General features: G+C 69.8%; 23 protein-coding genes. 11 read left to right on the plus strand and 12 right to left on the minus strand.

The window, feature by feature from the left end:
* Positions 1 to 24 precede the first annotated feature (24 nt).
* The 5 genes from ACZ6ZP_RS40210 to ACZ6ZP_RS40230 all read left to right on the plus strand — a co-directional run bounded on the left by ACZ6ZP_RS40210 (position 25) and on the right by ACZ6ZP_RS40230 (position 4,144).
* On the plus strand, positions 25 to 1,629 hold the full coding sequence (locus ACZ6ZP_RS40210) for a PP2C family protein-serine/threonine phosphatase (RefSeq protein WP_351168281.1): 1,605 nt from the start codon (positions 25 to 27) through the stop codon (positions 1,627 to 1,629).
* Positions 1,626 to 2,720, plus strand: coding sequence for a cobalamin B12-binding domain-containing protein (locus tag ACZ6ZP_RS40215; protein ID WP_351168148.1), 1,095 nt, complete (start codon positions 1,626 to 1,628; stop codon positions 2,718 to 2,720). The genes ACZ6ZP_RS40210 and ACZ6ZP_RS40215 overlap by 4 nt, the downstream gene beginning before the upstream one ends.
* Positions 2,717 to 3,154, plus strand: a complete 438-nt coding sequence (locus ACZ6ZP_RS40220) for an STAS domain-containing protein (RefSeq protein WP_351168146.1) — start codon at positions 2,717 to 2,719, stop codon at positions 3,152 to 3,154. Before ACZ6ZP_RS40215 ends, ACZ6ZP_RS40220 begins: the two co-directional genes overlap by 4 nt.
* 58 nt (positions 3,155 to 3,212) lie before the next feature.
* Positions 3,213 to 3,707: a MarR family winged helix-turn-helix transcriptional regulator gene (locus ACZ6ZP_RS40225; protein ID WP_361471289.1), complete on the plus strand. Its 495-nt coding sequence runs from the start codon at positions 3,213 to 3,215 to the stop codon at positions 3,705 to 3,707.
* Between the two features lie 143 nt (positions 3,708 to 3,850).
* On the plus strand, positions 3,851 to 4,144 hold the full coding sequence (locus ACZ6ZP_RS40230) for a VOC family protein (RefSeq protein WP_351168142.1): 294 nt from the start codon (positions 3,851 to 3,853) through the stop codon (positions 4,142 to 4,144).
* Between the two features lie 3 nt (positions 4,145 to 4,147).
* Here the strand turns inward: ACZ6ZP_RS40230 and ACZ6ZP_RS40235 are convergent, their stop codons facing one another.
* From ACZ6ZP_RS40235 to ACZ6ZP_RS40245, 3 genes are read right to left on the minus strand one after another with little or no spacing between them, the layout of a single operon-like run.
* Complete coding sequence (locus tag ACZ6ZP_RS40235; protein WP_469410368.1) at positions 4,148 to 5,044, minus strand: MBL fold metallo-hydrolase; 897 nt, start codon at positions 5,042 to 5,044, stop codon at positions 4,148 to 4,150.
* A 50-nt stretch (positions 5,045 to 5,094) separates the two neighbouring features.
* On the minus strand, positions 5,095 to 6,060 hold the full coding sequence (locus ACZ6ZP_RS40240; RefSeq protein WP_469410369.1) for a D-2-hydroxyacid dehydrogenase family protein: 966 nt from the start codon (positions 6,058 to 6,060) through the stop codon (positions 5,095 to 5,097).
* Positions 6,053 to 7,378: an MFS transporter gene (locus tag ACZ6ZP_RS40245; RefSeq protein ID WP_351168136.1), complete on the minus strand. Its 1,326-nt coding sequence runs from the start codon at positions 7,376 to 7,378 to the stop codon at positions 6,053 to 6,055. The genes ACZ6ZP_RS40240 and ACZ6ZP_RS40245 overlap by 8 nt, the downstream gene beginning before the upstream one ends.
* Positions 7,379 to 7,576: 198 nt before the next feature.
* Here ACZ6ZP_RS40245 and ACZ6ZP_RS40250 point away from each other — a divergent pair, with 198 nt between their 5' ends.
* Complete coding sequence (locus ACZ6ZP_RS40250; RefSeq protein WP_469410370.1) at positions 7,577 to 8,179, plus strand: TetR/AcrR family transcriptional regulator; 603 nt, start codon at positions 7,577 to 7,579, stop codon at positions 8,177 to 8,179.
* A gap of 88 nt (positions 8,180 to 8,267) precedes the next feature.
* Here ACZ6ZP_RS40250 and ACZ6ZP_RS40255 read toward each other — a convergent pair whose 3' ends face one another.
* Positions 8,268 to 8,864 carry a TetR/AcrR family transcriptional regulator gene (locus tag ACZ6ZP_RS40255; RefSeq protein ID WP_469410407.1) on the minus strand — a complete coding sequence of 199 codons (597 nt, stop codon included), beginning with the start codon at positions 8,862 to 8,864 and terminating at the stop codon, positions 8,268 to 8,270.
* 199 nt (positions 8,865 to 9,063) lie between these two features.
* Between ACZ6ZP_RS40255 and ACZ6ZP_RS40260 the strand changes: the two genes are divergently transcribed.
* Together ACZ6ZP_RS40260 and ACZ6ZP_RS40265 are read left to right on the plus strand one after the other, a co-directional pair.
* Positions 9,064 to 10,029, plus strand: a complete 966-nt coding sequence (locus ACZ6ZP_RS40260; protein WP_469410371.1) for an alpha/beta hydrolase family protein — start codon at positions 9,064 to 9,066, stop codon at positions 10,027 to 10,029.
* 217 nt (positions 10,030 to 10,246) lie between these two features.
* Positions 10,247 to 10,411 (plus strand): hypothetical protein, encoded by a 165-nt coding sequence (locus ACZ6ZP_RS40265; RefSeq protein WP_351168128.1) that lies wholly within the window; start codon positions 10,247 to 10,249, stop codon positions 10,409 to 10,411.
* A gap of 304 nt (positions 10,412 to 10,715) precedes the next feature.
* Here ACZ6ZP_RS40265 and ACZ6ZP_RS40270 read toward each other — a convergent pair whose 3' ends face one another.
* On the minus strand, positions 10,716 to 11,348 hold the full coding sequence (locus ACZ6ZP_RS40270) for a TetR/AcrR family transcriptional regulator (RefSeq protein ID WP_361471301.1): 633 nt from the start codon (positions 11,346 to 11,348) through the stop codon (positions 10,716 to 10,718).
* A gap of 190 nt (positions 11,349 to 11,538) precedes the next feature.
* Between ACZ6ZP_RS40270 and ACZ6ZP_RS40275 the strand changes: the two genes are divergently transcribed.
* Positions 11,539 to 12,936, plus strand: coding sequence for an MFS transporter (locus ACZ6ZP_RS40275; protein WP_366463081.1), 1,398 nt, complete (start codon positions 11,539 to 11,541; stop codon positions 12,934 to 12,936).
* Positions 12,933 to 14,210 carry an FAD-dependent monooxygenase gene (locus tag ACZ6ZP_RS40280; RefSeq protein WP_469410372.1) on the plus strand — a complete coding sequence of 426 codons (1,278 nt, stop codon included), beginning with the start codon at positions 12,933 to 12,935 and terminating at the stop codon, positions 14,208 to 14,210. The genes ACZ6ZP_RS40275 and ACZ6ZP_RS40280 overlap by 4 nt, the downstream gene beginning before the upstream one ends.
* A 66-nt stretch (positions 14,211 to 14,276) precedes the next feature.
* Here the strand turns inward: ACZ6ZP_RS40280 and ACZ6ZP_RS40285 are convergent, their stop codons facing one another.
* Positions 14,277 to 14,699: a MerR family transcriptional regulator gene (locus ACZ6ZP_RS40285; protein WP_351168120.1), complete on the minus strand. Its 423-nt coding sequence runs from the start codon at positions 14,697 to 14,699 to the stop codon at positions 14,277 to 14,279.
* Positions 14,700 to 14,748: 49 nt separating this feature from the next.
* On the opposite strand from ACZ6ZP_RS40285, the gene ACZ6ZP_RS40290 reads away from it, so the two are divergent.
* On the plus strand, positions 14,749 to 15,633 hold the full coding sequence (locus ACZ6ZP_RS40290; protein WP_366463078.1) for an NAD(P)-dependent oxidoreductase: 885 nt from the start codon (positions 14,749 to 14,751) through the stop codon (positions 15,631 to 15,633).
* 60 nt (positions 15,634 to 15,693) lie between these two features.
* On the opposite strand, the gene ACZ6ZP_RS40295 is transcribed toward ACZ6ZP_RS40290, so the two are convergent.
* From ACZ6ZP_RS40295 to ACZ6ZP_RS40320, 6 genes are all read right to left on the minus strand, one after another.
* Positions 15,694 to 16,497, minus strand: a complete 804-nt coding sequence (locus ACZ6ZP_RS40295; protein ID WP_366463077.1) for an SDR family oxidoreductase — start codon at positions 16,495 to 16,497, stop codon at positions 15,694 to 15,696.
* Positions 16,498 to 16,726: 229 nt separating this feature from the next.
* Positions 16,727 to 17,839 (minus strand): sensor histidine kinase, encoded by a 1,113-nt coding sequence (locus ACZ6ZP_RS40300; protein WP_469410373.1) that lies wholly within the window; start codon positions 17,837 to 17,839, stop codon positions 16,727 to 16,729.
* Positions 17,840 to 17,947: 108 nt separating this feature from the next.
* A complete protein-coding gene (locus ACZ6ZP_RS40305) occupies positions 17,948 to 18,274 on the minus strand; it encodes a hypothetical protein (RefSeq protein WP_469410374.1) in 327 nt (108 codons plus the stop codon).
* Between the two features lie 57 nt (positions 18,275 to 18,331).
* The gene (locus ACZ6ZP_RS40310) at positions 18,332 to 19,999 is read right to left on the minus strand and encodes an amidohydrolase (RefSeq protein ID WP_469410375.1); all 1,668 of its coding nucleotides are present in this window, start codon (positions 19,997 to 19,999) and stop codon (positions 18,332 to 18,334) included.
* A gap of 41 nt (positions 20,000 to 20,040) precedes the next feature.
* The gene (locus tag ACZ6ZP_RS40315) at positions 20,041 to 20,883 is read right to left on the minus strand and encodes a mycofactocin-coupled SDR family oxidoreductase (protein ID WP_383822129.1); all 843 of its coding nucleotides are present in this window, start codon (positions 20,881 to 20,883) and stop codon (positions 20,041 to 20,043) included.
* A gap of 256 nt (positions 20,884 to 21,139) precedes the next feature.
* On the minus strand, positions 21,140 to 22,396 hold the full coding sequence (locus ACZ6ZP_RS40320; protein WP_469410376.1) for a pentapeptide repeat-containing protein: 1,257 nt from the start codon (positions 22,394 to 22,396) through the stop codon (positions 21,140 to 21,142).
* Between the last annotated feature and the right edge of the window lie 47 nt (positions 22,397 to 22,443).

The raw sequence follows: 22,443 nt of genomic DNA on the forward strand, positions 1-22,443 counted from the left end.
GCCAGTTCCACGCTCAGCTCTCCGCTGGGCCATGCGCCCTACCCCGTCCTCGTCGCTGACGCCAAGGGCGCCGTCCTGCTGCGCAACGAGGCGGCCGCCCTGCTCCTGCCCGGGGCCCGCCCCGGAACCGCGTTCACGGACGTGGTGCCCGAGTGGCTCTCCGCTGCGCATGACGCACTGCGGGTGCCCGGCCGGCCCCCTGCTCAAACGGCGGGCACACCGGTCTCGGGCGTGATCGGCGACCGCAGTTTCGAGGCGCACCCCAGCGCGCAGGGCGATGGCACCGTGGTGTGGTGGCTGGTCGACGACACCGACCACCAGCTGGTGCGGGACGCCCTGCACATGGAGCGTGAGCGGACCGAGTTCCTGGCCAAAGCGTCCAACCTGCTGCTCTCCTCCTTGAACCTGGAGCGCTGCATGGACGTGACGGCGGAGCTGGCCGCGGAGTACCTCGCCGACGCCGCGCTGGTCATCGCGCCCTCGCGCGGGCAGCGGCTGCCGGTGATGACCTGCCTGCACGGCCACAGCCCCGTCCGCTCCCAGGAGTCGGCGGACCCGGACGACGTGCCCGGTCTCGGCGAGGCCCTGCGCGGCTTCCCGCCGGTGCCGTCACGATGGATCGATCCCTCGGTCGCACCGGACTGGATGGTGCCCGAGGGCTTCGGGCCGGTCGGCTCCATAGTGATCACCCCGCTGCCCGGTCACGGCGTCGCGGCCGGCGCTCTGGTCCTCCTGCGCAGCTCCAGCACGGCGGCGTTCACCGATGGCGAGGAGGTCTTCGCCCGGCTGTTCGCCACGCGCGCCGGGGCGGCCATGTCGGCCGCACGCCTGTACGCGGAGCAGACCTCGATCACCGAGGTCCTGATGCGCGAGCTGCTTCCCCCCGCGCTGCACCAGATCTCCGGGGTGGACTTCGCCGGCGGCTACCGCCCGTCGGAGGACCACGAACGGATCGGCGGGGACTTCTACGACGTGCACCCCGCCGTCGTCGAGGGCGACGCGTCCCTGGTGGCGCTGGGTGACGTCTGCGGCAAGGGGCTGGAAGCCGCCGTGCTGACCGGCAAGATCCGCAACACCCTGCATGCCCTGCTGCCCATGGCGGACGACCACCAGCGGATGATCAGCTTGCTGAACACCGCTCTGGTCAATTCCCACCACACCCGGTTCGCGACGCTGGTCCTGGCCTCTGCCATGCGGGAGGGCAACGAGGTGAGCCTGCGGCTGACCAGCGCCGGTCATCCCGCTCCGCTGATCATCCGTAGCAGCGGTGCGGTGGAGGAGGCCGAGACGCGCGGCACGCTGGTGGGGGCGATTCCCGAGGCCCGGGCCCACACCGCCGCCGTCACGCTCGCGCCCGGCGAGTCCTGCGTGCTCTACACCGACGGGATCACCGAAGCCAAGGGCGGACCGATGGGCGGGGCCGAGTTCGGGGAGCAGCGCCTCCAGCGCGTCTTGACCGAGTGCGCGGGCATGCCGTCCGAGAGCATCGTGGAACGCGTCCAGATGCTCGCCTCCCAGTGGGTGGGCAAGGGCCGGCACGACGACATGGCCGTCGTGGTGATCTCCGCGCCCCGCACCCACCATCTCAGTGCGGTGGACGGCCACACTCGGGGCAGGTACACCGCATGAGCATCCGTACTCCACACCGAACTCCGCCCGACATAGCAGTCCAGGATCTGGCCGACGCACTGTGGGACGCCGTCGCCGTGGCCGACGAATACGCGGCCACCAGCGTGGTGCTGCGCGCTCTGGACGAGGGCGTCGCACCGGAGAGCGTGCTGCTGAATGTGATCGCGCAGGTGCAGGGCAAGGTCGGTGAGGAGTGGGCCGCCAATCGCCTCAGCGTGGCCCAGGAGCACGCCGCGACCGCCATCAACGAGCGGGCCGTGGCGGCACTGTCCGTGCATCCGGCGGCGCGCACCACCCCGGACCGGGGCAGGATCACGGTGGCCTGTGTGGACGGCGAATGGCATGCGCTGCCCGCACGCCTGCTGGCCGAGGTGCTCAAACTGCGCGGCTGGCACGTCGATTACCTCGGCGCGCAGGTCCCCGCCGCCCACCTCATAGCCCATCTGCACCGCACCGACGCCGACGCGGTCGCCCTCTCCAGCTCGATCGCGGCCCGGCTGCCCACCGCGCACGCCGCGATCACCGCCTGCCAGGCCATCGGCGTACCCGTACTCGCCGGCGGAGCCGCCTTCGGACCCGACGGCCGCTACGCCCGCCTGCTGGGCGCCGACGCCTGGGCCCCCGACGCCCGTGCCGCGGCCGACCGGCTCGCCCGGCAGCCGCTGCCGCGCCCGCAGCCCGATCACCAGCCCATCGACGACCTGCCCCACCTGGACGACCAGGAATACACCCTGGTGTCGCGCAGCACGACGTCCCTGGTCCGCACCGTCTTCACGTCCCTCGAAGACGCCTTCCCCGCCATGCGCACCTACAGCGACCAGCAGCGTGAACGCACCGCGGAAGACCTCGCGCACATCGTCGAATTCCTCGCCACCGCCCTGTACCTCGGCGACGAGGACCTGTTCACCTGGTTCATCACCTGGACCTCCCAGATCCTCACCGCGCGCGGCGTGCCCGCCCACAGCCTGCCGCCGGCCCTGGCCATCCTGGCCCGCGAACTCAAGGATTTCCCCAGAGCCACCCGCATCCTCGAACACGGCATCGACGCGCTCACCCCCCACCACCGCACCACCGCCGGGAACTCCGCATGACCACGACGCCCCCCTCCCCCCTGCGCCTGACCACCGTCGACACCGAGGGCACCGTTCGCATAGAGGTGCACGGGGACCTCGACTACGACAACGCCGACCACCTCCTGCACGCCGTCACCACCAAGATCGCGCAACACCCGCGCCTGCGCGACCTGCATCTGCACTGTGCGGGGCTCGATGTCGTCGACTCCATGGGTCTCTCGATCCTGCTGATGATCCACCGCAAGACCAGCGCCGCCGCCGTCCGGCTCCATCTGGACGACCGCACGGCCAAGCTGGACCGGCTCCTGCGGCTCACCGGTACCCTGGACCACCTCACCGCGCCCCTCACCGACACCGCGAACTCCCCCCTCGGCAGTAGTACGGCAGAACCCCCGATGACCAGCGGGGAAGCGAGACCGGCCCGCCCCACAGGGCCGGATCGCACCACCTGACGCCACTCCATCCCCGACCAGGTACGGGGAGGGAGCCAGACCCACTGACGGGGCGCACATGCCAGCATCAGAGTCCACCTCACGCCGGTTCTCCCACGAGGCCACCCGGTCCGCCAGCAACATCGTCGAACTCCTCGACGTGATGTGGGAACACGCCAGGGAATCCACCACCACCGCCCCCGCCTCCACCTCGCAACTGCGCCTGATGTACCTCGTCGACCGCGACGAGGGGATACGCATGCGGACTCTGTGCAAACGGCTCGCCACGGCCCCTCCCTCCGTCACCCGCATGTGCGACCGCCTGCAAGCCATCGGCTTCCTGGAGCGGCTGCCGTCTCCCGCCAGCGGACGGGAAGTCACCCTGCGGCTGACCCCCGAGGGCAAGGTTCACCTGCAACGCATCCGCGAGCAGCGCGAGAAGACCCTGCATCACGCCATCAACGCCCTGACCCCGGCCGACCGCCGCGCCCTGGCCAAGGGACTCGCAGGACTCCACACCCAACTCACCGCGGACGCCGACGAGAGCAGACCCGGCTTCGTCACGGTGGCCTGACCCTGAGCCCGAGGGCATGTGCCGTCAGAAGCCAACTGGGCAACAGTCCTCCATGAAGACCCAACCGCGTTTCACGTTGACCGCGACGACTGTCGACGCGCCGGACGCCCGAGCGTTTCTACCAGGCCCTGCTGGGATGGCCGGTGGCGAAGGAAGAACCGGACTGGGTGGAGATCGCGCCGCCGGGCGGTGGCACCGGCCTGTCGTTCCAGACAGAGCCGCTCTTCACACGTCCCCAGTGGCCTTCCGCCCCTTCCGGGCAGCAGATCATGATGCATCTGGACATCGAGGTGGACGATCTGGCGTCAGCCGCCGAGTTCGCGCTGGGGCTGGGAGCGACCCTGGCCGACTTCCAGCCCCAGGAGGATGTACGCGTCCTGCACGACCCGGCGGGCCACCCGTTCTGCCTCTGGGTGCGGCCCACCTCGGGCGCCTAGGCCTCAGTCCTCCCAAGGGCGCCAGCGGCCGGTGTCGTCGACGGTGCCGAGTTGCTGGTCGGCGAAGTGGACACCGAAGCCGAAGACATCGTCCTGGGCCATGAATTCCACGAGTCGGCGGCGTGATTGCTCGGCCTGGGCGCGGTCGTGGTCGAGGACGACCTCCCAGTCGGGGTGCTGGATCTGGACGGGGGAGTGCATGGCGTCGCCGAAGGCCACGATCCGGCGGCCGTCACCGGTGTCGAGGATCCAGGCCGTGTGCCCGGTGGTGTGTCCGGGCAGCGCCCAGGCGTGTACTCCCTCGGCGATCTCCGTTCCGTCGGCGACGGCCGTGGTGCGTTCGCTCTGTCCGGCGAGCCGGGGGCCGGAGGCGGGGTCCAGGCCCTGCAGTTCGCCCTCCCCGACGATCCAGCGTGCGTTGGGGAACAGACTGCGCGGGTCGTCGACGGCGTCCGGCCGGGCCCATCCCGTGTGGTCGTCGTGCAGGTGGGTGAAGGCGACCGTCTCCAGCGTGGCCGGGTCGACGCCCAGGCGTCGCACGTGATCGGGGAGGGCCTTTACGTGATCGAAGCCGTGTTGGAAGTGTTCGGGGTCCTCGCCCGAGATGCGGCCGTGGCCCGCGTCCAGGAGCAGGCGCTTCCCACGACGCTCGACGAGCAGCGCGCCGCATCCCATGGCCAGATGACCCGCGTCCGTGATGTGGGGGCCATGGCCCGTCCAGTCCTCGTCGGCGGATTTCGGGTAGACCCGGGTGGGGATCATGTGGACGCCGGCGTCGGGGACGTACGTGATGGTGAGGTCGCCCAGGGTCCGCGTCCACAGCTGCGGCAGGCGGCCCCCCGAGTCGTCGGCGGGATCGTGCTGCGGGTGGGCGGTGGTGATCTGCTCGCTGGTGGTCATGGTGGGTCCCGTTCCTTGTTCGTGTGTGGGGCGGGTGGGGCGTGGTGCGCTCATGGCGTGAGGACGCGGATCGGTTCGTCGGCGGCGTAGGCGAGGATGTCGCCGAGCGCGTCGCCGTAGAAGATCTCGTAGGCGTCGGCGGTGACGTAGCCCAGGTGTGGGGTGAGGACGGTTCGCGGAGCGCTGCGCCATGGTGAATCGGTGGGCAGCGGCTCGGTGACATGGACGTCCAGGGCGGCGCCGCCCAACGTTCCGGCGTGCAGCGCGGCCAGCAGTGCCTCCTGGTCGACGACGGGCGCCCGGGAGGTGTTGATCAGCAGCGCGTCCGGCCGCATGAGGGCGAGTTCGTCGGTACCGATGAGGCCGACGGTGCGTGGGGAGAGCCGCACGTGCAGCGTCACCACGTCCGAAGTCGTCAGCAGTTCCCGTTTGCTGACGGGGGTGACGCCCAGTGCTTTCGCGTGCCCGGCATCGAGGTGGGCGCTCCAGGCGACGACGTCCATGCCGAAGGCGACCCCGACCTCGGCCACGCGACTGCCCACGCCGCCAAGGCCGACAACGCCCAGGCGGGCGCCGTGCAGGTCACGCCCCACGGTCCGCTGCCAAGCGCCGTCGCGCAGGTTGCGGTCCTCGGCGGGGAGCGAGCGGGTCAGGGCGTGCAGGAGACCCCATGTCAGTTCGGCCGTCGAGGTCAGTCCCGCGGCGCGGGTGCCGGACACCACGATGCCGAGCCGCGCGGCCGCGGCCGTGTCGATGGCCGCGTTGGCGGGGCCCGTGGTCACCAGCAGGCGCAGGTTCGGCAGCCTGTCGAGCACCTCGGCAGGGAAGGGGGTGCGCTCGCGCATGGCTACGACCACATCGAACGGCTCCAGCGCGGCGATCACTTCCTCGGGGCCGCCCAAGTGCTCGAAGAAGTACGTGAGGTGGGCGCTTTCGGGCAGGGAATCCCAGGCGGCGTACCGGTGCGCTGTGTGCTGGTAGTCGTCCAGGATCGCCACTCGGCGGATCTCAGGCATGAGCGGTCTCCTCGGCGTGGGTGTGGGTGCGGTCCGCGCGGGCGCCAGAGGCACGGGCCGCGTGGAGGTCTTCGTCCGCCGACGGGTCGGCGAGCGGTTCCGCGGGGCTTGGGCGGAGCAGTTCCAGGGACCAGATCGCGAGGCCGATCAGCGCGATCACCGCTCCCATCGCGGAGACCCCTGCCCAGCCCACGAGCGGATACAGCGCGGCCGTCAGCGCGGACGTGACGGTACTGCCGGCGAAGGCGGAGACCATGAGTGCTGTGGTGACCCGGCTGCGTGCGTGCGGGATGCGGCGGTACAGGACGCTCTGGTGGCTGATCAGCAGTGCCTGCTGTGCCAGGTTGAGCGCCACGATGCCGACCATCAGCGCGCTCAGACCGAGCGGGCCTCCCAGGCCGGCGAAGACGAGCACGCCCCAGCTGCCCGTCAGCACGATGAGCCCGCCGGTCGTCACCTGGCGGCCGCGGCCGCGGTCCGCCAGCCGGCCCGCCACCGACGCGGCGGCGGCCCCGACGACCCCGACCAGCCCGAACAGGCCGATGATCGCCGGACCGTAGCCGTAGGCGGGGCCGGCCAGCAGGAAGGACGATGCGGTCCACAGGACCGTGAAGGCGCCCATGCCGACCGCGGCCAGAGCCATGCGCCTGCGCAGCAGCGACTCGGTGCGCACCAGAGTCACCACCGAGTGCAGCAGCCGGGGATAGGGCGTTCTCGCGGTGGGCGGTACGAGAGGCAGAACCAGGCGCAGGGTGACCGCGAGCACCACCATGACGCCCGCCGCGAAGACGAACACCAGTCGCCAGTCCCCGAATTCGGCCAGCAGCCCGGCAACCGTCCGCGCGAGCATGATGCCGATGAGCAGACCGCTCATGACCGTGCCCACCACCGCGCCGCGCTCGTGGTCGGCGGCCAGAGAGGCGGCCATGGGCACCACGATCTGCGCCACGGCGGAGGTCACCCCGACCAGCGCGACCGAGGCGTACAGCGCACCCAGCGAGGGGGAGGCCGCCGCACCGAGGAGAGCGACGGCGCTCAGGGCGAGCAGCCCGCTCACCAGCCGGCGCCGCTCCAGTACGTCACCCAGGGGCACCAGCAGTGCCAGCGAGAGCGCGTACCCGATCTGCGAGGAGGTGACGATCAGACCCCCCGCCCCCTCGGAGACGCCGAGCGCTTTGGAGACGACGGGCAGCAAGGGCTGCGCGTAATAGATGTTCGCGACGGCCGCGCCGCAGGTGACCGCCAGCAGCAGCGTCATCGCGCGGCTCAGCGGGGAACGGGCGCCCGTGTCGCCCTTGCTGGATTCTGGATCGTTCATGCCGAAATACTCTTCCTGGCTTGGTATGCAGGTCAAGCTATTTCGGATCGATTGATCCATAAGTGATCAGGGTCACTGTGGGTCGACGGCGTGCGAGCACTTCGGCACTTGGCGCTTTGTGGAGCAGTTGGTCCAATATGGGAGGCGGGGGGGTGCTCCCCATGCCCGAACGCTCGTCTTGTGACGCAGGAGGTCCCTATGCCGCCAGCCGGCCGTCCCCGCGCCTTCGACATGGAGGCCGTACTAGAGGCAGCGATGCTGCTGTTCTGGGAGCAGGGTTACGAAGCGACCTCGCTGGCGCAGCTGCGAGCCGCCACCGGTCTGTCATCCGCGAGTCTGTACGGCGCCTTCGGCTCGAAGGAGGCGCTGTTCAAGCAGGTCGTCGAGCACTACATGGAGGGGCCGGGCGGCGCCGTCGACGTCATCGAGGACGAAACGATCAGCCCGCGCGAGGCCGTGGCCGGCCTGCTGCACCGCTCGATCGGCATGCAGGCCGACGCGTCTCACCCCACCGGCTGTCTCATCGCCCTGTCCGGCACGATGCGGGCACCGGGGGAGGAGCATGCCGGAGTGCGCGCGACCGTCGCGGCGCGGCGTGCGGCGGACCGAGTGCGCATCAGGGCCTGCGTGGAGCGGGGCATCACCGCCGGTGAACTCGATGCCGACGCCGACGTCGAGGGGGTGACCACCATGGTCCACGGCTTCCTCCTCGGCCTCTCCACGCAGCTGCGCGACGGGGTGGCAGCGGCGACTCTGCACGCCGCGGTCGACGTACTGCTGCTCAACTGGCGCCGCGCATAGGGCTCGTGGCACGGAACGTCGTCGGCGTGGCGGCTTGGCGGTGTCGGCTCGTCCGTTGCCCGCTCGGGAGTCCGTCCGGCCGTCGACATCAAGGTGTCTGCGGTTGCTGGAGTCCCTGTAGGAGAAGTGCGACCAGTCGGCGGGGGTCGTAGCGGGGGTCGCTGTCGGGTCCGATGCAGAGGTTGCCGATCCCGCGCATCAGTTCGTAGGGCCGCGTACCGGGCCTGATCTCGCCTGCGTCGACAGCGGCGTCGAGCAGCTGCTCGGCGACGGGCAGCAAGCGGTCGAGGAAGTAGGTGTGGAGCGCGGCGAAGCCGCTGCTGTCCGGTTGCACCGTGTTGGCCAGGCCGTGCTTGGTGACCAGGAAATCGACGAAGACGTCGATCCACTGACGCAGTGCCGCGAGCGGTGAGTCCGCGGCGGCCAGCAGGTTCGGACCGGCTTCGGCGCACGCCTCGACCTGGTGGCGGAAGACGGCGACGACGAGATCCGCCCGCGTGGGGAAGTGGCGGTAGATCGTCCCCATCCCGACGCCCGCCTTGGCCGCGATCTCGCGGATCGGCGCATCGACGCCGGAGGTCACGAACACCTCGGCCGCGGCGGCAAGCAGCTTCTGCTGGTTGCGCACCGCGTCGGCCCGCTTGCTGGGGGCCGACACCTCTCCGGACCGGTCCTCGGTGGGCACCACGCACTCCTTCCTGTAGTCGCCGACAAGCCGGAACGCTGTTCCGCTTGTCAAGCGGAACAGTGTTCCGTATCGTAAGTGGAGCAACGTTCCGCTTCAGTCTAGCCGAAGCCGGACCTTCCTCCCTGCCTCACGCGCCCCGCCCCATGCGATCGGCGGCAGAGGCCTGCGCAGGGACAACCGAAGGGAAAGACGCACCGTGAGCGCATCGACATCCACGACGACCGACACCCTTGGCCCACCCGCCCCCGTGCTCTCGTTCAGCCCAGTAGTGCTGTCCGTGCCCGGACGCCCCGTTGACCTTCAGATCCGTGTCACCGCACCCGCGACCGGAACCGACCTGCCGGTCATCCTCCTCTCCCACGGACACGGCAACTCGAACCACCTCTCCTCGCTCAACGGCTACGCCCCGCTCGCCAACCTCTGGGCCGAGCACGGCTTCGTCGTCATCCAGCCCACCCACCTCAGCTCCAAGACGCTCAGCCACCTGCATGCGGACACCCCCGGAGCGCCCATGTTCTGGCGCTCGCGCGCCGAGGACATGACCCACATCATCGACCGGCTCGACGTGATCGAGAATGCCGTGCCGCAACTCGCCGGGCGCATCGACCACGACAGCATCGCCGCGGCCGGACACTCGCTCGGCGGCTTCACGGCCGGCCTCCTGCTGGGCGCCCGGGTCACCGACCCCGACGACGGACAGGAGGCCGACTTCTTCGAGCCCCGGATCAAGCAGGGCGTGCTGCTGGCCGCCCCCGGCAGGGGAGGCGACATCCTGACCGGGGTCATGGCCGAGCGGGTGCCGGTCTTCCGGACCATCGACTTCTCCGCGATGGCCACGCCCACGCTGGTCGTCGCCGGGGACAAGGACGACTCCCGGCACTTCACGGAGATGGGCCCGGACTGGCACGCCGACCCGTACCACCTCGCTCCCGGCCCCAAGACGCTGCTCACCCTGGTCGACGCGGAGCACGGTCTCGGCGGGATCAGCGGGTACGACGCCGCCGAGACCACGGACGAGAACCCCGAGCGAGTCACCGCGCTCGGACGCCTCACCGCGGCCTACCTCCGCACGCAGTTCCACCCGGACGACGACGCGTGGCAACAGGCGCAGCACGCACTGACCACCGGCCCTGACGCGTTCGGGCGAGTGGAATCCAAGTAGGCACGGGCGGAGGTGACTTGGCGGGGGCTCGGCAGCGCACGACGGGCAAGTCGGCGCGTGGGCGCCCGAGCGGCTTGGGGCGTTGAGGCAAACGGAGTCCCTGCTCGGTGAGCAGGGACTCCTGCTCGCGCTTGTCTCAACGGCCTGTTGTCGCCGCACGGCCCTGGCGGCAGTCTGATCGTGCACCGAGCGCCTGAAGGCGCGTGCAGGGGGGGTCGTGAACTTCTTGTTCGAGTGCGGGTGGTGCGGCGAGGACAACGTGTTGTACGGCGAGCAGACCGGATTCTGGGGGGCCACGTACAGGCTCCCGGAGGAATTCGACTGCTGGGCGTGCGGCGGTACGAGCACCACGCCGGACGGGCCCTGGACCCCTGCCGAGTGAGGCCGGCAGGTCGCGTGAATCGTCAGCGGCCTTTGGCGGCACCCAGGGGACGCGGCGGACATGTTCGCCGACGGTCCGCACTCCGCCTAGTTTCGGCAGGCCCGTGAAAAGCCCGTGGAGGCAGCGGGCTTGGGTCTGCAGCTTCCGCAGTCATGCCGCTGGCGTGCTCAGGCGAGTCAGGCGAGTCAGGCGAGGATGACCGCCAAGTGGAGCACGGCCGAAGGCACACGATCGGCAGCTGCAGCGTTCGGCCCGCCCGGCCATCGGGGTGTCTCCTCTGGTGCGACGCGTCCACTCCTGCGCCCTACGCGGCCCGGTAGGCCCGGAGGAAGGTTCGCACTCCCTCGATGACGAGGGGACGGACGCGCGAGTCCTCCGCGGCGTTCGCGGAACCGAGCCTGTCCAGTGCGACGCCGAAGGTCAGTGCGATGAACTGGTCGGCCGCGAGCCGGGGGTCGGGGACGTGGAGCAGTCCGGCCGCGGCGAAGGCGGCGAAGCGCTCGGCGATCGCCTCGTCGGGGGTGTCGGCCATGGAGTTGTAGCCCCGGTGCGGCAGGTGGCCGGATTCCGCCCGGACCAGACGCTGCAGCGTCGCGTACTCCGCCGAGCCGAGCATGTCGGTCGCGATGCGCATCGAGAACGCGACCAGGGCGTCCTCGAGGTCGGCGTCCTCGGTGACGTCGGTGAGGGTGTCGTCGAGGGTGCGCCGGATGGTGGTGATCAGTGACTGGCCGACGGCGTCGACGACTGCTTGCAGCAGCGTCTTCTTGTCGCCGAAGTAGTCGTAGACCGTCCGCTTGGACACCTCGGCCCGGGCGGCGACCGCGTCGACGCTGGACCGGTCGAACCCGTCGGCGAGGAACAGTTCCCGGGCGGCCGAGAGGATGGCGGCCCGCTTCGGCGTGGACCCCTCGCGCAGTGTCTTCGTGGTCGGCATGGGCTCATCCTAACTCTCCTACACTGCACGGTGTAGTGTAATGCTGGCTCGGTAGGTGCCGAATTCCTGCACCCGCTCTGCCCGGGGGGCCTGCCTGCGCCATCTCCGTTACCACTGAACGGAGTTCACCCCGCCGTACGACCTCGGGCCCGTCCACAACTCGCCGCCCGGCAACGACGGAAGGACGTCCATGACCGCAACTCTGGCTCCGCCGGTCCGCATCGCGAAGGCCGCTGTCTGGGCCCTCGGCCTGCTGGCCGTCGCCACCGGCGCCCTGGAGTCGGTGGTGGCACCGACGCTCCCGCTCCTGGAACGCGAGCTCGACATGAGCCACGCCGAAGGGGCGTTACTCAGCGTCGTGCTCCTCATCACCGGCGCACTGGTCACACCGGTCGCGGGCAAGTTCGGCGACCGCTACGGAGGAAAACGGGTCCTGATCCGGCTGATGGCGGTGGTCTGCGCCGGAGGTCTGGTGTCCGCCCTGGCGCCGAACATGCCCGTTCTGCTGCTCGGCCAGGTACTGCAGGGAGCGATGGTGGGCGCGCTGCCCCTGTCGTTCATCCTGGTGCGCGAACACCTCCCGGCGGGGGAGTCGAAGGTGGCCATCGGAGTGGTCAGCGGGCTGTTCGTCGGGGGCAGCATGGCGGGCACACTGTCGGCCGGGCCCGTGGCCGAAGGGCTGTCCCGGCACTGGATGTTCGCGCTGCCGACGATCGCGGTCATCGGGGCCACCCTGCTGGTGAACCGGCTGATGCCGTCGGACGAGCCGGGCCGGTCGGACGGCGCCCGAGTGGACTGGCCCGGCCTGGCTCTCCTGAGCGGGACGCTGGTCACGCTCATGCTCGTGCTCGCCGTCGCACCCGATGTCGTCTCGCAGCCACTGGTGCTCTGCGCCCTCGTCGTGGTGCTGGCCGCCTTCGTGACCGGATGGATCGCCGTTGAGCGCCGAGCGGCCTCGCCGATGATCGATCCGCGCATGCTGGCACGGCCCACGATATGGAAGGCGTGCGTGCTGACGTTCGTGATCTGCGTCGGTACGTCGGTGGCCATCTATCTCGTCCCGCAGCTGTTGGCGGTGCCCTCCCGTGAGTACGGGTTCGGGGCCGGCGCCACCGAGATCGGCTTCATCCTGCTGCCCGGTGCCGTGGCCGCGTCGCTGGCCGGGCCGCTGAGCGGGATCGGGGCGCGGCGTCTCGGCTCGCGTGCCGTGGTCATGACCGGGCTCGCCATCATGGCCGTCGCCCTGATCGCCCTGGCAGCCGTGCACACCGAGATCTGGCACCTGGTCGTCGGCAAGGTGATGATCTCGCTCGCCAACGGCCTGTGCGTCACGGCGATGGTCACCGGCATCGCCACCTCCGTCGACCGGAGCGACACCGGCATCGCCACCAGCCTGGTCCTGGTGACGCGCGTGATCGGCTTCGCCGTCGGTGCGCAGCTCGGCGGCGCGGTCCTCACCGCCGGCACCCCTGCCGGGTCGGATGTCCCGGCCCCATCGGCCTTCACCACCGGCTTCGTCATAGCCGGCGCCGTCACGGCGCTGTCCCTGCTCGTCGCCCGCACCCTGAGCAAAGGAGTCAAGGAATGACCCGCACCGATCAGTCGACGGACAGCCGTACCGCGCCGAGGCGCGAGGTCCTCATCTCCGGGGCCAGCATCGCGGGGCCCGCCCTCGCGTTCTGGCTGAACCGCCACGGATTCGCGGTCACGGTGGTCGAGAAGGCGGGCGCGCTCCGTGGCGGCGGCTACCCCATCGACGTACGCGGCACCGCACTTGAGGTCGTCCGCAGGATGGGCATCCTGCCGCGACTGCGGGAGGCGCACATCGACCTGCGCCGGCTGACCTTCCTCGACGCGGACGGCAAGGAGGTCGCCTCGGTCAACCCGCACGCTGTCACCGGCGGTGTCGCGGGACAGGACCTGGAGGTGCGGCGCGGGGATCTGACCGACGCTCTCTACGCGGCGGTCCGTGACGACGTGGAGTTCCTGTTCGACGATTCCATCGACACCCTCGACCAGACGGGCCACGGGGTCGACGTCACCTTCCGCGGGGGCAGCACGCGTACGTTCGACATGGTTTTCGGTGCGGACGGTCTGCACTCCCGTACCCGCGCGTTCCTGTTCGGCCCCGAAGAGCGGTTCCACCGCTACCTCGGCTACTGCTTCGCCGGATTCACCATGCGCAACACCTTCGGCCTCTCCCACGAGCTGATGATGTGGAACACCCCGGGCCGGGCCGCCGCCCTCTATGCGGTGGGGGACAACGACGACGTGCACGCCTTCCTGAACTTCGCCCACCCGGAACCGCCGTACGACGCGTTCCGGAACCCCGAAGCCCAACGGGAGCTGGTCGCCACGGTCTTCGCCGACGCGGGATGGGAGGTCCCGGGGATGCTGGCCTGTCTGCGCGACGCGGAGGACCTGTTCTTCGACGCGGTCAGCCAGATCCGCATGCCCCGCTGGTCCAGCGGCAGGGTCGCGCTGGTGGGCGACGCCGCGTACGCGCCCTCGTTCCTCACCGGGCAGGGCTCCAGCCTCGCGCTCGTCGGCGCGTACATGCTCGCCGCTTGCCTGGCCGAACGGGACCACGCTTCGGGCTTCGCCGCCTACGAACACTCCACCCGTGAGTTCGTGACGGTGAACCAGGACCAGGTCGGCACGGGAGATGCCACGCTCTTCCCCACCACCGCCCGAGCCCTGGAACAGCGCAACACCATGCTGCGCAATCTCAGCGCCATGCCCTCCGCGGAGGGCCGCCCGGCCCATTCGGCCCTCACTCTGCCCGCATTCATGGACAGCGGTGGTCCTGTGGACCATGGGGGTCCCGACGGGCAGTACGCGTGCCCCCAGAACCAGAAGTGACGCGACGCGCCGAGGGGGCGGCTGCGGCCTGGGCCGGTGCCCACCGGCGGGCAGTCTCCCCTCCTCCTACGCCCGGTCCGCCCCGGCCGGAACGGGCTCCTGGCCGATCTGGTCGAAGGGGGGATAGCTCTCGCTGCCCGCCTGCTCGGCCGCATGGATGTAGACGGTCAGAGCGTCGCGGGACTGAGCGAGCTTCTCCATCTGATCGTTCAGCCGTTGTAGCCGTGACCGCATCGCGGACAGCAGCTCGGCACACCCGGGCAGCTCCGGGGCCTCCCCGACCGCACAGGGCAGCAGGTAGGCGATGTCCTCGGAGGACAACCCGGCGCCCAGCAGATGCCGGATCTGCTTCACCCGCAGCATGGCGGTCTCGTCGTACTCGCGATACCCGTTCGCGCGGCGGTCGGCCTCCAGCAGGCCCTGGGCCTCGTAGTAGCGCAACTGATGGGCGTTGACGCCCGTTCGGCGACTCAGTTCCCCAATACGCATCGAAACCTCGCTTGACCTTCACACCGGTATGAACGTTGACGATGCTGCCATGAACAACAAAACCGATGCACCCATTACCGTCATCGGCCTCGGACGGATGGGCCAGGCACTCGCCGGCGCATTCTTGAAGGCCGGCCATCCCACCACCGTGTGGAACCGCACGGCCTCCAAGGCCGACCAATTGGTGGCCGAGGGCGCACAACTGGCACCGACGGTCGGTGACGCGCTCAAGGCAGGCTCCCTGACCATCCTTTGTGTCACCGACTACCCGGCCATGTACGAGCTGCTCGGCGCGGACGACGTTGCCCTGGACGGCACGATGCTGATCAACCTGACCTCGGGCGACTCGACGCAGGCCCGCGAAGCCGCCCGATGGGCCGAGCAGCACGGCGCCCGCTACCTGGACGGCGCCATCATGGCCATCCCGTCGGGGATCGGAACCGCGGAGGCGGTGATTCTGCACAGCGGGCCGCAGCAGGACTTCGAGGCACACCAGCCCGCCCTCGACGCGCTCGGCACCGTCACCTACCTCGGCGCGGACCATGGTCTGGCCTCCCTGTACGACGTGGCAGGACTGGCCATGATGTGGAGCGTCCTCAACGCCTGGCTCCAGGGAACTGCCCTGCTCAGGACGGCCGGTGTGGACGCAGCGACGTACGCGCCGTTCGCGCGGCAGATCGCTGCCGGGGTGGCCGAATGGCTGCCCGGATATGCCGAGCAGATCGACAGCGGCTCCTTCCCGGCCGAGGTGTCGGCCCTGGAGACCGACGCGCGGGCGATGACGCACCTGATCGAGGAGAGCGAGGCGCTGGGCGTCAACGCCGAACTGCCCAAGCTGCTCAAGAAGATGGCCGACCGCTCGATCGCCGCCGGGCACGGAGGGGAGCAGTACCCCGTACTGATCGAGGAGTTCGGCAAACCCCACAACGACTGACCGGTACCGCGACCGCGGCGGGAGGGGACGCCGAGGCGGACGGTCCGAGCCACCGCAGGCCTAGGCGAGCCCGCCGTTGCTCATCAGCAACTGGCCGTTGATCCACTCGCCTTGCCTGGAGCACAGGAAGTCCACGAGGTGCGCGGTGTCCTGCGGGGTGCCCAGCCGGCCGAGCGGGGTGCTGCGGACGCAGTGCTCGCGGACTTCCTCGGGCATCCAGCCGGTGTCGACCGGCCCGGGATTGATCGCGTTGGCGGTCACGCCGAGGTGGGCGAGTTCGTGGGCGGCGGCGAGGGTGATGCGGTCCAGGGCTCCCTTGCTCGCTCCGTAGGGCAGGTTGCCGACCGTGTGATCACTGGTGAGGCTGATGATCCGGCCGGTTCCCCGTGCTGAGGTGAAGCGGCGTCCGAACTCGCGGATGAGCAGCCAGGTGGCGCGCGTATTGACGGCGAAGTGCCGGTCGAAACTCTCGACGGTGGTGTCAAGCAGCCCGGAGTCGACGGATTCGCAGTGGCTCATCACCAGCGCGGTGACACGGCCCATCCGCTGTTCCACCTCGTCGAAGACGCGTGCCGGGGTGTCCGGATCGGCGAGATCCGCCTCGATCGCGGTGGTGGACGCCCCGTGTTCGGCCAGAGCTCGGCGGATCGCTTCGGTCGCGCCGGGCTCGCTGCCCCAGCTCATACGGTCGTCGTAGGGGGACCAGTAGGTGAAGGCGATGTCCCAGCCCGATGCGGCCAGCCGACGGGCGATGCCGGCGCCGATACCGACGGTGCGGCCCACGCCGGTGATCAGGGCGAGCGGTCGGTCGGTCGAAGGACCCTGTCCCGGGACGGGCTGGTCAAGATCGGAGTTCGTCGTCACGGTCCGGAATGGTTCACGAACGGCACCGGAGCGTCAATCGCTTTCCTGCACGTCACGTCACGGACGGTTGATGCCGAGCGGGCGGCCCGGCCTGGAACGCCCGGCGACAGGCGCCGGGCGTGGTGCCCAGGGTGTCGAGGAAACGCCTGCCGGGACGAGTGCCGTGACACGGTGCGTGGCGGGAAAGTGCCGGAGAACGTTGGTCAAGACACCGGGGGAGGCTCTTCACCTATCGCTGCGCGGGGCTGGCCGTCGCGGGCAGTTCCACGGTGATGCGGAGTCCGCCGGTGGGGCGTGGGGTGAGGGTGAGGGTCCCGTCGTGTGCGTGGGTGATGGCCTTGACGATGGTCAGGCCGAGGCCGACGCCCGCTTGGCCGGTGTGGATGCGCTCGGTGCCGCGCTGGAAGGGTTCGGTGAAGGCCGAGGTCCGCTGTGGGGTGAGCTGCTCGCCGGTATTTTCCACGGTGAGCGCGACCGTCTTGGGGCGGACGCTGGTACTGACCCGCACGGTGCCCCGTTCGGGCAGGTTGTGGACGATCGCGTTGTGTACGAGGTTCGTGGCCAGCTGGAGCAGAAGCGCCTGCGACCCGGTCGTGGGGGCGATGTCGCCGCTGGTCTCCAGCGTGACACCGTGCTCTTCCGCGAGGGGCAGGAGTGTCTCGGTGGCCTCTTCCGCCATGAGGGACAGGTCGACGTGTTCTCGGGTGAACGACCGCTGGTCGGCGTGGCTGAGCAGGAGCAGCGCCTCGGTGAGGTCGATGGCCCGGGTGTTGACGGAGTGGAGGCGGTCGACGAGTTCGCCGCTGACGCGGCTGGGATCGGAGCGGGCCGCGTCGAGAAGTGCCTTCGAGATCGCCAGCGGGGTGCGCAGCTCGTGCGAGGCGTTGGCCGCGAACCTCTGCTGTTCGGCGACGTGCGATTCGAGCCGGGCGAGCATCGCGTCGAAGGCGTCCGCGAGTTCGCGGAACTCGTCGTTCCTGTCGGTCAGCCGGATGCGGTGGGAGAGTGATCCGCCGGTGGCCATGCGGGTGGCATGTGTGATGCGGGTCAGCGGGGCGAGCATGCGGCCGGCGAGGAGCCACCCTCCCACGAGGCCGAAGACCAGCAGGATCGCCATGACCGCGGCCGCCCTCGGAGCGAAGACGCGCAGGAGCTGGGACCTGATGGGAAAGATTCCCTCGGGGCCGTCGTCGGGGTTGTAGAGCATGGCCCGGTCGGGGACGTACCGCAGGAGGAACACCCACACCGCCGCCATCAGCAGCGCGCCGGCCAGCATGAGAAACCCGGCATAGCTGAGGGTGAGTTTGACGCGGACGCTGACGCCGGGCTGCTGCCTATCCACGCTCCTCTGCCTCACATCCGGAGTCGATGCGGGAGCCGACGCCCGGCACGGTGGCGATGATCTGGGGCATGCCGTCCAGGCTATGCATCCGCGCATATCGTCGGCGTATCAAGCGGTCGGCTTCGGCCCGTGTCCGGACGTGAGGACAGCCAAGCGGCGGAGCCTTTGGCAGTAGCGGACCTCGTCCGGCTCGACCAGGAGCGGCAGAACCCGTTCAAGGTCCCGGAGGCAGTCACGCAGTATCCGTTGCCGCGTCGCATCCAGGGAGCCACCCGCGTTCCGCCAGGTCGACGCGCATCCGGCGATGCCCGCATCGAGCAGTACAAGGTCGATGCCCGCGAGCTCCGCACCGCGCAGTGCGGCGGGGAACTCCGCGGCCAGATGCTCCCGCCAGAGCTGGGTCACGGCCGCCTGCACGTCACTCGATCTGCCCATGGCGGCATCCTCCTGCATGGGGATGCCGCCATGGGGCTTGCCCCTGCCCTGGCTGCCTCACCGAGGGGGAGCCTGGGAGCGGCGGGCCTTCGCGTCGAAGACCGGCTCGCCCTCGATGAACGTCATCTTGACCTCGGTGGCGTGGACCCGGGTGATCGGCACGTCGAAGGGGTTCTGGTCGACGACGATGAGATCGGCGAGCATGCCCGGTTCGATGCGCCCGACGCGGTGCGCCATGCCCTCCTGGCGCGCGGAGTTGACCGTGAACAGGTCGAAGGCTTCTTCCAGCGTGATCGCTTGGGACTCGCCGAAGCTGTCGGCGCTGCCTCCTGGCTCCTGCCGCGTGACGAGCGTTTCGATGGCGGACCACGGGTTCACCGACGGCACGACGCACCAGTCCGACCCCGCCACCACCAGGGCACGCGCTGCGAGCATCTCGCGCACCGGCCACACGCGTTCGACCGCTTCCGGGCCGACGGCCGCCGCGATGTCGGAGCAGATGGGGGAGGGCTGCCACAGATAGGGGGAGACCTCGAACGTCGCGCCGATCCGCGAAGCGCGCTCGATGTCGGTCTTGGCCACGAACGTGCAGTGTCCGACGTTGTGCATGTGAGGGCTGTGTCCATTGGCCGTGCGGGCGGCCTCGATGGCGCCCAGCGCCGCCCTGACCGCCGCATCGCCGGCTGCGTGGAACTTGACCGTGATGCCCATCCGGTCGAATCGGGTCATCGCCCGCTGGAGGACGGCCGGCGCGATCGCCAGCATGCCGTGCCGACCGGCCTGGTCGTCCCGACCCTCCACCGTGTCCTTGTACGGTTCGATCATTGCCGCCGTGTGGCTGTCGGTCGGCACCCCGTCGAGGAAGATCTTCACGCAGTCCGGCGTGACGCGATCGCTCGCGTAGAGGGTGCGTGCGGCGATCACGTCCTCACACGTGGGGTCTTGGGGGGACCACACCAGACACAGGCGCACTCGCTGCCGGACGGCTCCGCGCCCGGCGAGGCGGGTGTAGGCCCGCAGCTCGGCCCGCGGTCCGGCGGTGAACCCGACCGCGGCCTCGGTGAACGACGTGATGCCGTACGAGAGCATTTCGTCGAGGGCCCACTCCAGAGCCGCCTCGACGTCGTCGTCGGCCGGTTTGGGAGCCGAGGCGGCGAGCAGATCGGCGGCGGTCTCGCGTTGTATGCCGCTCGGACGGCCCGCGGCGTCCCGCTCGAAGATGCCGCCCGCCGGGTCCGCTGTGCCGGGGCCGATTCCGGCGACCCGGAGTGCGGCGCTGTTGGCCCAGGAGCTGTGCCCGCTGGTGTCCTCCAGGAGCACTGGATTCTCGGGGGCGACCGCATCGAGCATGGTCCGGTCCGGGACGGTGCCGAGCGCGGACGTGTCCCACTGCCCGCCGAGCACCCAGGTGCCGGGGGCGGCGCGAGCGACGTGCTCGGCCACGATGCGCAGGGTGGCGGCCAGGCTCGAGCCCTGGGGGACCTTGCAGCGGCGATCGCGGATCCCGGCGTAGATCGGGTGCACGTGCAGGTCGTGCAGGCCCGGCAGAACGGTGTCGCCGGCCAGGTCCACCACTCGCGTTCCGGGCCCGCGCCGGTGCAGCACGTCCTCGCGGCCGCCGACCCTCTCGATGACACCGGCGCGAAGGGCGAGGCCCTGAGCCCAGCCCGAGGACGTCTTGACGTGCCCGCCCACCAAAATCGTATCCGCGTACTGATCGGTCATGGTGCTCCACCTCTCGCTCGGCGGCTCATCGGCTCAGCGGCTCAGCGGCGGTTGATGAACCCGGCGTCGACGGGGAGCGCGACACCGGTGACATAGCGGGCTTCGTCCGAGGCCAGCCACACGATGGCATTGGACACGTCGACCGGTTCGACCGTGTCCACCGGAAGGGCATTGGGCGCCGTCTCGGAAAGCATCGGGTCCTGGGCGACGAACTCGACGATGGCGGGGTCGACCACCATGCGGGTGGCCACACCGGTGGGGTGCACCGAGTTCACCCTGATGCTGTGTGGGGCGAGGTTGTTGGCGTACGTACGCATCAGCCCCACCGCACCGTGCTTGGAGGCGGCGTAGCCAAGGCCGCCGTTGCTGACCCCGCCGATCCCGACCAGTCCGGCGGTGGAGCTGACGATCACGATCGAGCCGCCCTGCTCGGCGGCGGTCATCGAGGGGATGGCCACCTCGATGGTGTGGAAGGTGCCGGTGAGATTGACCGCGATGGCGTCGTGCCACGCCTGCACCCTGTCCTCCACCAGCAGCGGTGCGATTCCCGCGTTGGCCACCACGATGTGGATCTCCCCGAACTCGGCGAGCCCGGCGTCGTACGCCTCTTGGAGGGCGTCTCGATCGCGCACGTCTGTCTGCCGCGCCACGACGCGGCGGCCCAGGGCCCGCACCTCCTCGACCGCGTCGCCCAGTTCCTCTGGCGTCGACTGCGGGTAGGGCACGGTGTCGACCGGCCGGCACATGTCCACCAGGACCAGGTCGGCGCCCTCCTCCGCCATCCGTCGCACGTGGCTGCGGCCGAGGCCTCCGGCCGCGCCGGTGACGAAGGCCACCTTGCCGTCAAGGCGCCCCTTGCCCCTCGGATTTTCCTCATCTGGCATTACGTGACTCCCTGCTGTGCCCCAGGTTCTGTCGCGGAGTGCATGGCTGAGTGTTGGTCCGTTGGCGGGACGCTGTGCAGGTGAGGCGGCAGGCCATGAGGTCGATGCGGGCGAGGCGGATCACGGCTTCGGCGGAGCATGCTTCCGATGTACCGCACGGTGGGCGGCGTGGGGAAGGGAGCCCTCGTCCCGCGCCGGAAGCGTAGTGCTGCAACAGCTGACCTCGACCATCCATGACCGCCGGCAGAGTCCGGCTTCAGGGGAGCTTCGTCGTGCCGTCGATGCGGGCGGCGTCGATCTCGCTCGGGGCGAGGCCAGCGTGAGTCAGGTCTGTGCCGCGCAGGTCCGTGTCCGTCACATCCGCGCCGCGCAACTTGCCGCAATACGTTTTCGTGAATGAGTTGTTGGGCTGGGATTCCATACACCGCAGATCCGCGCCGCGCAGATCTGCCCCGCCCAGGTCCGCGCCGCGGAGGTCTGCTCCGCGCAGGTCCGCTCCGCGCAGATCCGCGTCAAAGAGGACTGCGTCTCGTAAATCCGCGCAAGGCGTGCCGGTACTGCTGACCTGTACGTCCACGCAGCGCAGATCTGCTTTACGCAGGTCGGTGTCTCCTGCCTCGGCACCGCTTAGACTTACCGCCCGCATGTTCGCGCCGCGCAGGTCCGCGTCGACCAGATTCACCTCGCGCAAATCAGCCTTGATCAGTACGGCTTTACGCAGGTCGGCACCGCCAAGATCAGCAACGCGGAGATCTGCATGGCTGAGATGTGTGCGCCGCAGGTCCGCGTCGTACAGGGACACGCGTCTCAGGTCCGCCCATGGCAAAGAGGCTCCGCTCAAGTGCGCCTTCGTCAGGATCGCGCCCCGCAGTCTGATGCCCATCGTGTCCGACGGGTAGATGTCTGCCTCGGGGAGCCAGAACGCCTGGGGGCGAGGTGGGGACAGGTCGACTTCGGGAAGCCAGATGGATGTGAGGTCCCATACGAAGGCCTCGTCCTGAGTGGTGTCACGATCGGACAGGACCCTCAGGGCTGCCACGACGTCGGCAGGGACGTCCTCTCCGGCCGGCGGTGCTTGGGCGGCGTGGCCACGTGCGTATGCAGCCAGGACGTTGCCGATGGTGGGCAGGTCACGGGACGAGTCCTGCATGATCCGCTGCAGTGCGTAGATACCGCCCAAGCGCACATCCATCGACTCCGCGCCGAGGTTGCCCACGGCGGCGGTATAGCGCTCGGTGATCTGCCCTTCCCTGGTCAGCGCTCTCTCTTCGCGTGCCTGAGCGTTGGCCTGTCTCATCTGTTCGTTCGTCTGCTGTGTCTGGACGTTGGAATACCAAAGCCCGCCGGCCGCGACAGCCGAAGCCACTAGGACGGAGATCAGTTCGGTTCGCCGGGCCCAATCCAGACCTTCCCGGTTCTGTTTGCCCCGGGTGGTCCGTCGTCTTCTGCCCGCTCGCACGGTGAAGCGGGCTGTGCGGCGGAACCGTGAGGAGCGGGAAGGGGCGGACAGCATAGGCATATCCGACCGTATGTATCTTTCCGTCCGCAGTTAAATCGGAA

The sequence above is a fragment of the Streptomyces sp. NPDC054047 genome (assembly GCF_055585065.1).